Source organism: Mucilaginibacter sp. (assembly GCF_028288225.1).
GTDB lineage: Bacteria > Bacteroidota > Bacteroidia > Sphingobacteriales > Sphingobacteriaceae > Mucilaginibacter.
Map to the genome: position 1 here is coordinate 1 of NZ_JAQBOC010000030.1, position 13,635 is coordinate 13,635.

Here is a 13,635-nt window from a genome sequence, read left to right on the forward strand (position 1 = left end):
GTAATTAAAAGATTATACTTGTTTTATTGAATTTTATACCTATCTTGCCAACTTTAATAAATAAAATAATGCAAAAAGAAGGAACAGTAAAATTTTTCAATGAAACAAAAGGTTTTGGATTTATTACACCAAGTGCTGGTGGCCAGGACGTATTTGTTCATTCAACAGGTCTAATCGATGAAATCCGTGAAAATGATAAAGTGGAGTTTGAAGTAGAAAACGGAAGAAAAGGCTTAAATGCGGTAAATGTAAAGGTTATTTAATTATAATATAATCATTAAGCGTACAGGCATTCATTGAAAAATGGATGCCTTTTTTCGTAGTGCCTCACCACATAACATTGCACAGAGCCTCACCTAAACGGCATAGCCCTCATGAACGCCTATTAAAAATAAACAACTGTGAATAATCCTCCCGGGTAGGGAGGATTTTAGCTTTGCTCAATGAAAAGATGTTTTTTTAGTCTCCTCAGTCCGGGGAGATTTAGAGGAGCCTATTGGGATCAGTTTTTTAAAAAAATAAAAACAAAACGCAGGCATTGTTATTATATTAATGTACCCATCTAAAAATGAAAACTTATGAAAGATCAGACAAGAGTTATAGCAGCACTATTAATAGGCGCAGCAGCAGGTGCCGCATTAGGATTATTGTTAGCACCTGAAAAAGGCGAGAAAACAAGAGATGACATTGCCGGTTATATTAATGATTTAGTTGATGCTGCTAAAGATAAAGCACAGGCAGCCGGTACCGGTATAAAGGAATATAGCAGCAATGCTTATGACAAGGCAAAATCAAGGTTTAGCACTGTAGCTGAAAAGGTGTCTGATTATAAGGCCGCTGCTGTTGATACAGCAAAAGAAAAAGCTAATGACTTAAAAGATCAAGCTCAAACCAAATTTGATGAGGCAAAATCAAAAGCAAAAAGCAGTGCAAATGATTTGAATCATTCAGCTCAAAATTCTTAAATTATTTAATTATATAAAACAAACAAACCCGGTTTATGGCCGGGTTTGTTTGTTTTATCACGAATATTTACTTAGCAGTCCATTTGTTATTGTTTTCATTAGCATCCATAAATATTCCACCATCAAGTACTGCCGAGGTTACAGTTTTTGTGGTTTTTATATTTACGCTTATCTGTTTTCCATTATGTTCCCAAACAGCAGGCGTTTGATGGAAACTGGCAGTAGTGCCATCGCTGTAAGTTACCTTAACGTCAAACGGAACCACAAAGCCACCAATATTTTGAATAGATAATGTATAACCTCTATTAGCTTTAGTTACTTTTTGCAGATTAAGGTCGATATAATAATTGGTAAAAAACCAGTTATTAAAGAACCAGTTAAGGTTTTTGCCCGATCCACTATTCATCGAATTAAAATAATCCCATGGTATCGGATGCTTTCCGTTCCAGTTATCCATGTAGGTGTGCAGTGCTTTTTTAAACAGATTATCACCCAGCAGATCTTTCAAGGCAAAGTAGCTTAATGATGGCTTTCCGTATGAGTTATTACCAAAACCGCCTCTTAGTTCGCTTGTAGGGGTGATGATAGGCAGATCTTCAGCAGTTGAAGCGTCATGGATCCACTGGTCCACACGGAAGCCTTTATATAGTTTCTCCGCCTTTTCTTTGCCCACCTCTGTTGTTCCTATTAGTAGCTCGAAGGTTGTAGCCCATCCCTCATCCATAAATGAATAACGGCTTTCGTTAATACCCATGTAAAAAGGGAACCAGGTATGCGCTATTTCATGATCCTGTACAAATTGTGCAAAGCCTATATCGTCTGTATGGCTATCATTAACCATCATCGGATATTCCATATCTGCAAAACCCTGGAATGCCGTCATTTTTGGGAACGGGTAAGGGACGCCGGGCCAGTTGTGAGATAACCAGCTTAACGAGTTACGGCCAAATTGAACGGAATGATGAAAATCGGCAGAATTATCTAAAAATGCAGCTTGCATACTGGCACGGCGGCCTGTTTTATCATCAACAATAGCACTTGCAGCATCCCAATCGTAATGGTCACTTATCCCAACAGCCATGTCACTAATATTATTGGCGGTCCAGGTCCAGGTGTTTACATCATTTTGTGCCGTAATATTTTTCTTTGCAAGGTCTTCTTTGGTAGCCACGTGAATTGTTGAATCACTGGTGAACGATTGTTCCAGCCTTTTAACATATTCGGGTTGTAAAACCTGCTTAGGATTTTGTAATGTTCCCGTTGCCCAAACCAGGTAGTTTTTTGGTACCGTTACATTTAGGGTGTAATCATTAAAATCGTTATAAAATTCCTGTGCATCTAAAAATGGTAAGGTGTCCCAGCCATTATAGTCGTCATAAACAGATACCCGCGGGTAAAAATAAGCCATGTAATAGGTAGTTGAATCTATCATACCTTCTCGACCGCTTTCTTTTGAGATCTCAAAATGCCAGGTAATATCCAGCTTTACAGAATCATGCGGCATCAATGGCTTGAGCAGGCTTATCATTTGATTGGTGTTAGCAGCCTGTTTATTGTTCCATGGCTTTTTTGTTCCGTTTATAAATATGGAATCAACCTGTACGCCTGGAGTAAGATAATCATCGCCGGCGCTTCCAAACCGGGCCACTCCCGGGCGGTGGATATTGAGGATCAGCTTCATATTCAGCCTTTTCAAGGTATCAGGACTATTGTTGAAATAAACAATCTGTTCAACGCCTTTTATATTTCTGTCGGGAGGTAACGCACTGATAGAAATGGTGTAACGGCCATGATTTTGCCAGTAATTTTTACCGGGTTTGCCATCTAATGAGCGGGTTCCCTTGTTAAACGCGTGTTGGATATCACGTGGCATGTACAGGTTTTGCGCCTGCGCCTGGAATAATGCCAGGCTGCAAATTGCACCTGCAATAATTGATTTAAACATTTGAAGTAAATTTTATGAGCAAATAAACAGATTTAAGCCAATATTATATGGCGTTAATAAAATTAAAGAGAATTTATGCACGGTTAGACGCACGAAAACAATAATAATTACATTCACGTTAAAAAAATTAACACTTTACTATTTGCAGAGCGACAAATATTTTTTTAATTTGCACCCAGTTATTTTAATAGGGGTATTAAATAACTAATTTCTAACCATCTGCCTTTGGGCGGGTGGTTTTTTGTTTTAGGGGATTACACCGATAGATAAAGATTACACCGATGATGATCAGTGAAATCTTCCAATAATCGGTGAAATCAAATCTAATCAGTGTAATCATGAAGTATAAATTAGGCGATTTTGTGCGTTTTGTGGACGAAAAAATGGAGGGTTTTGTAACCCGCATTATTGACGACCAGATGATAGGTGTAACCGGCGAGGATGATTTTGAGATCCCGGTGCTGGCCAGCAAGGTTACTACAGTACATGGTTATGTAGGTGCTGGCGCTAAAAAAGATGATGTTACTGAAGACCAGCCAGTGCACTCAGGCGAGTTTAAAACAAAAGGCGTTTATATTGGTGTGGTGAATGACCCGAAAGCTAACTCGGTGGTTCATTTTTATTTGATAAATGACACGTCGTTTCAGTTGCTGGCATCGTTAACAACAGAAAAGACAAATACCTTTAAAGGAGAGTACACCGGGATAGTTGCACCAAATACAGCAACCAAAATTTATTCGGCACAACTGGCTGATCTGCAGCTTTGGCCTAAATTTATTTTTCATATCCTTTATCACACTAAACAAAATGCAGAACCGCCTGCGCCGTTGGTAGTTAATGAAAAATATAAAGCGAAGGATTTCTCCGGTTCAAAAAAACTGATCCCGGTACTTAAAACCCAGGGATGGTTGATTCAACTGGATGAGCCTGAATTGGTAATTGATGCCCAAAAGTTAAAGGAGAGTTTCTTCCAGTCGCCTGATGAAAAAGCAGTTGTTGAAAAACCAGGTAGTGAAGTGGACCTGCATATTGAAAAACTGCGGAGTGATCACCAGTTTTTAAACAGCGGCGAGATCTTGAAAATTCAATTAGATCATTTTCATAAAGCGCTCGATGCTGCCATTGTGCACCAGTTACCCGAAATTATATTTATCCATGGCGCAGGTAACGGAACTTTAAGGCATGAGATTCATAAGCTATTAAGCAAACACCAAAAGATCCAAACATTTATGGATGCCCGGAAAGAGAAGTTTGGGTATGGGGCAACAAAGGTTTTGTTGAAATAATTACTCCGGTGCAGGCCTTCGACCTGCGCTGTTAAATGTCGCCCTTTCAGGGCTTAATGTTTTTGATTTTATCAAATTTTCAAGCCCTGAAAGGGCGAAACACGTCAGCGCAGGTCGAAGGCCTGCAATAGAAGGGGCATAATAGTCCTCCCCCGCTGGCTGTGTCCTCACAGACAGTTAACTGCCAGGTTGAAAATAGTTGGCTGTGAGGACACAGCCAACGGGAATAGTTTACAGAATTGTTAGCGCAAACGATTGCGTAGGGTGTCTTAAAAAGATAAAGTATCTTTAATTTAGCACTCCAGTAACTGTTCCTTCATGAAAAAAATATTTTACTTATCCCTGCTAACTTTTTTCTGTCAAATTTCCATCGCGCAGCAAATAAAATACGTTACAAAAAACAACGATTGGGATGCCGATTCATTGGGCAACCATAGGGTAGTGCTTACCCTGCAAAATGCCAATACCCCAATAGCTAAAGCGGTAATTAACTGGCGCAGAAACGACCAGCGCCCTGAAAACAAACAGCTTATTGTGGTAGATTCTGTTACCAATAAACGGATAATGAACGTATCGGTAGCTGCTATCAGCCGTGAAAGCGGGGTATTGTATTTTGAACCATCACAGGGCAATAAAAAATACTTTGTTTACTACATGCCTTATAAGGTTGACAGGAAATCAAACTATCCAAACGTAAAATATTTAAAAGCACAGCAAACTGCCACTGATGATTGGGCGCAGTCTGTAGCCAATAATAAAAATATTGAGGGAGCGAATGTTGAGTCTATCCAATCAGTAAACGCAATGAATAGCTTTTACCCGATGGAGGTGATAGCAACCGAAACCGAAGTAAATAACCTTATTTCACAAAACGCCGGGAAAACATACCTGGTATTTCCTGAGGACAGGCTACATGTTATAAAAATGAAACATGACCTGCCACAGCGTTGGATCTTAAGCGGTGTGAAAAGTGTTTTCAATGGCGAGGCTAAAAAAGGGGAAAACTATGCTTACCAGCTGGGGATTTATCCAACGGCTAAAGATTTAACGGGTGTAAAAATCACTTTCTCTGATCTGAAAAGTAAAGCAAGGCAAGTAATTTCATCAAAAGTAATATCATGCCTTAACAATAGCGGTACCGATTATAGGGGTAAAGCATTTGAAAAACAAGTCGATATAACCAAAGGCGATGTGCAAGCTATGTGGTGCCTGGTAAATATTCCCGCAACTGTTGCGGCCGGTACTTATGAGGGAACGGTAACCATAAGCGCAAAAAATGCGGAGAATACAAAAGTTGGGATCAGGATAAAAGTAGAACCTGCCCTGGCTGTTAAAGGTGGCATTAATGAACCCCAAAAAGAAACACGGCTAACCTGGCTCAACTCAACCCTGGCACAGCAAAATGATGTGATAAAGCCTTATATCCCCCTGGTTGTAAAGGGTAACAGCATTGCCCTGCTGGGCCGTAAGGTTATACTGGACAAAACAGGTTTCCCTAAAAATATCCAAACCTATTTTGCGCCTGAAATGACCTCCTTTTCAACTAAAGCAAAAGAGGTTATCAGCGCGCCGATCAGCCTTGTTGCGGAGAATAATAACGGCACTGAAAAATGGCAGTCAATAGGTGTGAAATTTACCGAAACCCAGCCCGGCACAGTTAAATGGGAAGCTGTAAATACCTCTGCCAACCTGCAGATGAATGTATCCGGCTCAATTGAGTTTGACGGCTTTGCCCTATACACCGTAAAAGTTACTGCTTTGCAGGATGTGGATCTGAAGGATATCAGGATGGAGATCCCTTTTAATAAGGACGCTTCGAAATACATGATGGGGTTGAATTTAAAAGGCGAAAAACGACCGGAAAATTATGAATGGAAATGGGATGTGCCACATAAAAACCAGGATGGTGCATGGATAGGCGATGTAAATGCAGGCCTGCAATATTCGCTGCGCGATGAAAACTATGTGCGCCCGCTTAATACCAATTTCTATCTTCAAAAGCCTTTATTGCTGCCAACCTCATGGGGGAATGATAACAAGGGAGGCATAAACATCAGCGAAAAAGATAACCATGTTTTGGTGAATAACTACAGCGGCGCCCGTACTATGAAAAAGGGCGATGTACTGTATTATAACTTTACGTTACTCATCACGCCGTTCCATCCTATAAACACCGATTTTCAATGGGCAACCCGTTTTTACCATAAATACAGTGCGCTTGACAGCATTAAGCAAACCGGGGCAACTGTGGTTAACGTACACCAGGGAACACCAATAAATCCTTATATAAACTATCCGTTTATAAAGTGGAAGGAAATGAAGAGTTACATTGATTCGGCACATCATTTGGGATTAAAGGTGAAAATATACAACACCGTGCGCGAGCTGTCAAACAGCGCTTATGAAACCTTCCCGATGCGGAGCCTGGGGCACGAGATCTATTCGCCAGGGAAAGGGGGTGGCTATTCATGGTTGCAGGAGCACGTGGGCGATGATTATATTGCTGCATGGTTTGAGCCGGGATATAAAGACGCAGCACTGATAAACAGCGGGATGAGCCGCTGGCATAACTATTATGTGGAGGGGATGAACTGGTTGGTACAAAACGTTGGTATTGATGGCATTTATTTGGATGATGTGGCCTTCGACCGGATTACCATGAAACGGATTAAACGCGTGCTTACTAAAGATGGTCATCCCGGTATTATCGATCTGCATTCGGCTAATCAGTATAACAAAAGCGATGGCTTTAATAACAGCGGCAACCTGTACCTGGAACATTTTCCGTACCTGAACCGCCTGTGGTTTGGCGAGTATTTTGATTATGAGAAGAACTCACCCGATTTCTTTTTAACAGAAGTTTCGGGTATTCCATTCGGCTTAATGGGCGAAATGCTGCAGGGCGGCGGCAACCCGTGGCGCGGAATGATCTATGGGATGACCAACCGCATGCCATGGAGTGATAATGCTGATCCGCGCCCGATCTGGAAAGTTTGGGACAATTTTGGTATGCAAGGCACAAAGATGATTGGCTACTGGGTAGAAAATAACCCGGTAAAAACCAATAACCCCGAAGTGCTGGCAACCATCTATAAAAAACCTGGCAAAGTGTTGGTTTCAATAGCAAGCTGGGCAGCTGATGATGTTAATATCAAACTAAAAATAGACTGGAACGCACTGGGCATTGATCCTGCAAAAGCCACCATAACCGCACCGGAGATTAAGGATTTTCAGCAAGCAGCAAGCTTTAAAGATGGCGATGAGATAAAGATTGAAAAGGGTAAAGGGTGGTTAATTATAATTAGCGAGAAAAAATAACCTGATGAAAATAAATAAATTAACAACCGGTGCAGCGTTAATTGCAATAACATGCCTTGCAATGGGTTTTACCAAAATAACGCACCATGCCCTGCTTGCTGCCAAAAACAACGATAGCTTATTAACCGTCCCTTTAGGGGGCAATGCCTGGCGCGTGGCTAACGACACTACAGGCGGTACTATTACCAACGATGGTATTGTTGGCTGGACTGACAATAAAGTGAAATTTACAGCTTATTTCCGGGTAGCCGTTAAGGGCAAATTTAAGCTTTGGCTTAACTTAAAAGTACCGGACGGTAAAAGCGTTATAGCGGTTTCTGCGGCAAAATCCACCAAAAATATAACCGTATCGGGAGCAACAGCTAAGGATTACTATGTTGGCGAATGGAACGCTGCCGACACCGGGTACGTTGCGATCGGGATAAAAGGCATCAGTAAAACCGGCAAAACTTTTGCCGATGTTTGCAGTGTAAAACTGTGTGGTACTGCTATTAATGCCAAAACCGCTTATGTGCCAAATAACGAAGGCAATTATTTTCATTGGGGGCGAAGGGGGCCATCGGTGCATCTGGCATACGAGTTGCCCAATACCAACGTCGAATGGTTTTATAATGAAGTAACAGTGCCGGTTGGAAACGATGTGTTAGGCTCGTATTTTATGGCAGATGGTTTTAATGTAGGGTACTTTGGCATGCAGGTAAATTCGCCAACAGAAAGGCATATTTTGTTTTCGGTATGGAGCCCCTTTAATACAGATAACCCTAAAGCCATACCCGACAGCCAGAAGATTGTGATGTTAAAAAAAGGCCCCAACGTGCATACCGGCGAGTTTGGTAACGAAGGATCCGGCGGGCAAAGTTATATGTTGTATAACTGGAAAGCCGGCAATACCTACAAGTTTTTGGTGCAGGCCAAACCTGATGGTGACAACCATACTACTTATACAACCTGGTTTTTTGCGCCCGAGGTTGGCAAATGGCAGTTGATAGCGAGCTTTAGTCGCCCGCAAACAAATACCTGGTTAAAAGGCCTGCATTCGTTTTTAGAAAACTTTGAACCTGAAAATGGCATAACAACCCGCCTGGTATTATTCAACAACCAGTGGATTGCCGACAATAACGGCCACTGGACCGAAATAAACAAAGCTCATTTTACAAATGATGCCACCGCTATGAAAGGCTACCGTATGGACTATGCCGGCGGTATTGATGACAATGCTTTTTACCTTAAAAACTGCGGATTTTTTAACACCTATACCAAACGCGGGATAGAGTTAATAAGGCCAACAGGCGGAAAAGCACCGGAAGTGGAATTGGATAAATTACCCTAAATCCATGAAATCAAATTGGCGTTAAATTTTGGAAGTTTAACGCCAATTTGTGTGTTTCTTATAGACCTTATTGCGGGCCGCGCCGTTCAAAACTTCTTAGGTTTTCCTTGTTCTATTTATTCAGCTTATCAACCCTGTCGTAAAACTCGTTTTGCAGCTGTATGGTCTTGGTATCGGCCTTTACTTCTTTCAACGCCTTTATAAATGAAGCTATTTCATGGTCGGTTATAAATTTACCAAACTCAGCGGTGGCTTTATCACCTTCGCCCGCGTAATGATTTGGATATGATGAATACCACCAGATAGGTGTGTACAAGCCAGGCAAGTCGCTGCGTTTTTGGTCGGCGCCACTTTCGGTAGCTGCCCTGTCCATCCGCATCAAATCAGGGCGGTAGTACATCAGGGTTGAAGTTTCACCCTCACCGGCATGCTGATCATTTTCCATAGGCGATTTATGCATCTTGCGGTATTCTTTTGCAAAATCCTTGTCGTTTTCGGGACTGTACAGGTAAACCGCATAATTGTGCCGCTTATTAAGCAATGATTGCATAAAAAAATGCAAAAATTCAGGATTCCCGCCGTGGCCGTTCAGGATAACTATTTTATCAAACCCGTTGCGGGCTATTTCATCACAGGTGGCCTCAAGCAACTCATAAATAATTTTGCTTGGCAGGGCAAATGTACCCGGCTGGTGCCTGGCTTCGTTGATCTGTCCATAAAAATAATCGGGGAAAACAACCGCATATTCTGATTTTACCGCATGTGCAGCCCATTCCCGCACATGGATCAGATCTGTACCGATAGGGGAGTGCGGGCCGTGTTTTTCAAGGATCCCGATAGGAAGGATACAAGTTTTTGAAGATTTTTCCACCGCTTTCGGAAAGTCGCTGGCAACAAGCTCATCCCAGCGGGCAGGAATTTCCTGGGCAAAAGTGCTGGCTGAAAGAAAAAGGGCAACAAATAGTGATAAACAGGTTTTCATATCTTTAAGAATTGGTTTATAAATGGAATTACTGCATGAATTTACAAACTTATTTAGGGATATTGGGAAATAACGGCTCTGTGTAACGTGTTTTTGACCGTAATGCCAAATAGCGATGGGTTAATTCCTAAAAACACCGCCTGTCATGCCGAATTTATTTCGGCACCCCATAGGACATTCCCGTGTGCTTGGTGTACGCTTAGCGTGTGAGGTGCTGAAACAAGTTCAGCATGACGTGCGTTTTAGTTGAAACTTAAGACCCATGAACATGGATTTGTCCTTATTTACTTCTCCAGTATAAAAGTAATATTCATCATTTACTTCTCCAGTATAAAAGTAATATTCATCCAGTTAGATACGGTTTGGCTATGGATTGTTTCTTTAATTACCCAGCCTTCATCAAGGTATTTATTTACAAAGGGAATTTCGTAAGCAGAGTGACGATTGGTAACCGATTGCTCGTACACATTTACATTTACAGTTATAACTTTTTGTGCCATGATGTTTTTTAGTTAGCTTTCAAAGGTAGATATTTATACAACTATTATACTGTGATTATGCATGAAATACTAAGAAATACATTATCGCCGGGCATAAATTTAACAGAGGAACAATGGGACTTTGTTTTGAGTCATTATAAACCTAAAACAACGAAAAGAAACGAAATACTGTTAGAAAAAGGCAAGGTTAGCCAATACCTGTATTTTGTTGTTAAGGGCTGCTTAAGAATTTTTTTAATTGATGATGAAGGGCAGGAAGCTAGCCGCTTTTTAATATTTGAAGGACGGTTTGGAACAGCTTTCCCAAGTTTTGTATTGCGTGAACCCTCTGCCGCGTCTATACAGAGCATAGAGCCGTCGGAATTATTAATGATAAGTTATAATGATTATCAATTGTTGATGGATGCTGTTCCGGGATGGGAACGGATGAATCGCCTTGGGCTTCAGCAGGATTATATTGATGCTATAGTACGTATTGAAAGCCTGATAACGATGGATGCAAAGGAGCGGTATGATATTTTAATGAAAAAAAGTCCAAAAATGATCCAAAGGCTACCCAGCAAAATTGTAGCCGATTACCTGGGGATCTCGCAGGAAACGCTGAGTCGACTGAAGTCGAGGAAGAGTTGATTAAGTTGATTAAGTTGGATTGGGTTGATTAGGTTGTAGATGTTGTAGTAGTTGCAGAGGTTGAAAATGTTGTAGTTGTTGAAAGCCAATTTAATCAACCACTCTCTTAATCTAACTCAATCCAACTTAATCAATCCAATCTAACTCAATCAACTCCCCCCCCCCATTTATTGACTTTTGTCAACTTTTTTTAGTTTGATTATAGATTGCTTTGTAAACTAAATAATAGTCACATGAACAGATCAATTTTAATCACAGTAATAGTTGCTTTTCTTCAGCTATTTTCATTTGAACAAAAGGTAGCGGCTCAAAACATTGGGCAAAAAACATTTCAATATAAAGATGAAAAACGTAACCGCCCGGTAATTACTGAGGTATGGTATCCTACAACCGATACATTAACACAAAAGGATAAAGCATTTTCGCCTTTTATCAGGCTGCAAACGGTGCGGAATGGTAAAGTCCCCGCTCAAAAAATGCCGCTTGTGTTTATATCTCATGGTGCCGGCGGCGGACGATTAACCCTGGAGTGGCTGGCTGATAAATTGGTACAAAACGGCTTTATAGTAGCCGCGGTTGATCATTATGGAAATACTTTCGACCATCCAACTGCTGAGGGTTTTCTTGAACCCTGGGAGCGACCACAAGATATTGGCTTTGCTTTAACATCGTTGTTAAAAGATGCTGATTTTGGAAAAGTAATTGATGAGCAGCGCCTTGGAATGGCCGGATTTTCAATAGGAGGCTACACCACGTTGGCGCTTGCAGGCGCTGAAATAAATGCTGACACATTAAAGGCCTACTATAAATCGCCAAAAGGAAAAAGAGAAATAGACCTGCCAGAGTTTCCCGGCTTGCTTAATTTTATTGATAAACCAGAAGTCGCTAACTCTTTTAAAAACGCGCCTCCATTAAAAGATGCAAGGTTTAAAGCGTTTTTTGCTATTTGTCCGGCAGCAGGCCAGGGGTTTGTTAATAAAGCGCAAGTGAAAAATATTCATAACCCAACATACATAGTAGCAGCGCAGGCCGATAGCATTGCACCAACAGTTACGAATGCTTTACAGTATCATGAGCTTATTGGTAAGTCAAAATATTATGTGGTGAAAGGGAAAACCGGGCATTATGTGTTTTTGAATGAGGCTATTGATGCGCTTAAGAAAGAAGAGCCAACATTTTTTAATGATGATGCATCAGTAAGCAGGAAACAAGTACATGAAGAGGTTTCGCAACTGGCTACTGACTTTTTTAAAGCTAACCTGAAATAAATTTTACTGCTGACAGGCTGTTGTCAATACGGGTTGTTATTTTAGCATAAGTAAAGAAGAGTAAGGAGTTAAGAATCAGGAGCCAGGAAAATAAAAGGAATTGAAACCCCGGGTTCTAATAGGTTTAAACTATTTGTCTTGATTCCTGACTCTAAAATATAGACTCTTTATTTATGACAGAGCCCGAAATTGCACAACAGCGCCTTTATACCCAGCATATTGCGGCGCAAACTTTTAACACGCCCGCAGAGATTGTGAAATACATGGGCGCCATGCAGGCGCAGGATTATGCAGGCGCTAAATGGGCCGTGGGCATGCGCCTGCAAAAAAGCAATGATGCTGCAATTGATAAGGCGCTGGCTGATGGCAGTATTATCCGTACCCATGTATTGCGGCCAACCTGGCATTTTGTTGGTCCCGCTGATCTGCGATGGATGCTCAATCTTTCTGCTCACCGGATTATAGCGCTTAGCGCGTCAAGGGAGCGGCAGCTGAAATTAGATAACGATATATTTAAACGCAGTAACGATGTATTAGGAAAGGCCCTTGCCGGCAGCAAGCAGCTGAACAGGCTCGAAATGATGGATGTACTTCAGCAAGCAGGGATTGACACTAACGAACAAAGGTTTATCCATTTGCTGATGCGTGCAGAGCTTGACCAGGTTATTTGCAGCGGTGCCAGGCAGGGCAAGCAATTTACCTATGCACTTTTTGATGACCGGGTGCCAAAAGACAACCAACGGACAAAAGAGGAAGCTTTGTCCGAATTGGTAAAACGGTATTTTATAAGCCGCGGCCCGGCTACCTTGCAGGATTTTGCCTGGTGGAGCGGCCTTACTTTAGCTGATGCAAAAACCGGGCTTGAGATTATAAAATCAGAGTTGACCAGTACTGAGGTTAATGGCCGTACCTACTGGATGGCAAAAGATCAGCCGCTTATAAATACTAAAGCTCCTGTTGCTTATTTATTGCCTGCATTTGATGAATTTGCCGTTGCCTATAGCGATAGAACAGCGGCCGTTAATTCCAAATACCTGGTGCAGGCCCGTAACGTTATTTTCGACCCTTCAATAGTTGTTAATAACCAGGTTGTGGGCACCTGGAAGCGGGTGATCAATAAAAACTCAATCGAAATGATACTAAACCCCTTTGGCAAGCTCAACAAAGTTCAAACAAAGGCAATTGAAATGGCTCAAAAGCGGTATCAGAAATTTATGAAGATTTGAGAACTGACGTAGAGACGCAATACTTTGCATCTCCCGCTATAAAAGATTTTTCGTAAATGATTTGTGTATCGGAGACTCAAAGTATTGCGTCTCTACGTGAAATAATTTTAATTACCCCTTTGGGAAAAATTGTCCATTTACTTGCGTACATCATCCATGTTGTAAAATCCGGCGTCATTGCACAT

General features: G+C 41.3%; 11 protein-coding genes. 8 read left to right on the forward strand and 3 right to left on the reverse strand.

Going from position 1 to position 13,635, the window contains the following annotated elements:
- Positions 1 to 68: 68 nt before the first annotated feature.
- Positions 69 to 263, forward strand: a complete 195-nt coding sequence (locus JWQ54_RS08690) for a cold-shock protein (RefSeq protein ID WP_073404972.1) — start codon at positions 69 to 71, stop codon at positions 261 to 263.
- A gap of 315 nt (positions 264 to 578) precedes the next feature.
- Entirely contained in the window at positions 579 to 965 is a 387-nt protein-coding gene (locus JWQ54_RS08695) for a YtxH domain-containing protein (protein ID WP_299583153.1), read from the forward strand.
- Between the two features lie 67 nt (positions 966 to 1,032).
- On the opposite strand, the gene JWQ54_RS08700 is transcribed toward JWQ54_RS08695, so the two are convergent.
- Positions 1,033 to 2,910, reverse strand: a complete 1,878-nt coding sequence (locus JWQ54_RS08700) for a M1 family metallopeptidase (RefSeq protein WP_299583156.1) — start codon at positions 2,908 to 2,910, stop codon at positions 1,033 to 1,035.
- A gap of 338 nt (positions 2,911 to 3,248) precedes the next feature.
- Between JWQ54_RS08700 and JWQ54_RS08705 the strand changes: the two genes are divergently transcribed.
- From JWQ54_RS08705 to JWQ54_RS08715, 3 genes are all read left to right on the forward strand, one after another.
- Entirely contained in the window at positions 3,249 to 4,196 is a 948-nt protein-coding gene (locus JWQ54_RS08705) for a DUF2027 domain-containing protein (protein ID WP_299583159.1), read from the forward strand.
- 318 nt (positions 4,197 to 4,514) lie between these two features.
- Complete coding sequence (locus tag JWQ54_RS08710) at positions 4,515 to 7,514, forward strand: glycoside hydrolase domain-containing protein (protein ID WP_299583162.1); 3,000 nt, start codon at positions 4,515 to 4,517, stop codon at positions 7,512 to 7,514.
- Positions 7,515 to 7,518: 4 nt separating this feature from the next.
- Positions 7,519 to 8,844 (forward strand): DUF3472 domain-containing protein, encoded by a 1,326-nt coding sequence (locus JWQ54_RS08715; RefSeq protein WP_299583165.1) that lies wholly within the window; start codon positions 7,519 to 7,521, stop codon positions 8,842 to 8,844.
- Between the two features lie 112 nt (positions 8,845 to 8,956).
- Here the strand turns inward: JWQ54_RS08715 and JWQ54_RS08720 are convergent, their stop codons facing one another.
- Positions 8,957 to 9,826: a creatininase family protein gene (locus tag JWQ54_RS08720; RefSeq protein ID WP_299583168.1), complete on the reverse strand. Its 870-nt coding sequence runs from the start codon at positions 9,824 to 9,826 to the stop codon at positions 8,957 to 8,959.
- A 317-nt stretch (positions 9,827 to 10,143) separates the two neighbouring features.
- Positions 10,144 to 10,326 (reverse strand): hypothetical protein, encoded by a 183-nt coding sequence (locus tag JWQ54_RS08725; protein WP_299583171.1) that lies wholly within the window; start codon positions 10,324 to 10,326, stop codon positions 10,144 to 10,146.
- 57 nt (positions 10,327 to 10,383) lie between these two features.
- On the opposite strand from JWQ54_RS08725, the gene JWQ54_RS08730 reads away from it, so the two are divergent.
- The 3 genes from JWQ54_RS08730 to JWQ54_RS08740 all read left to right on the forward strand — a co-directional run bounded on the left by JWQ54_RS08730 (position 10,384) and on the right by JWQ54_RS08740 (position 13,450).
- Complete coding sequence (locus tag JWQ54_RS08730) at positions 10,384 to 10,956, forward strand: Crp/Fnr family transcriptional regulator (protein WP_299583174.1); 573 nt, start codon at positions 10,384 to 10,386, stop codon at positions 10,954 to 10,956.
- Between the two features lie 233 nt (positions 10,957 to 11,189).
- Entirely contained in the window at positions 11,190 to 12,224 is a 1,035-nt protein-coding gene (locus JWQ54_RS08735; RefSeq protein ID WP_299583177.1) for a hypothetical protein, read from the forward strand.
- A gap of 173 nt (positions 12,225 to 12,397) precedes the next feature.
- The gene (locus tag JWQ54_RS08740; RefSeq protein WP_299583180.1) at positions 12,398 to 13,450 is read left to right on the forward strand and encodes a winged helix DNA-binding domain-containing protein; all 1,053 of its coding nucleotides are present in this window, start codon (positions 12,398 to 12,400) and stop codon (positions 13,448 to 13,450) included.
- Positions 13,451 to 13,635 lie beyond the last annotated feature (185 nt).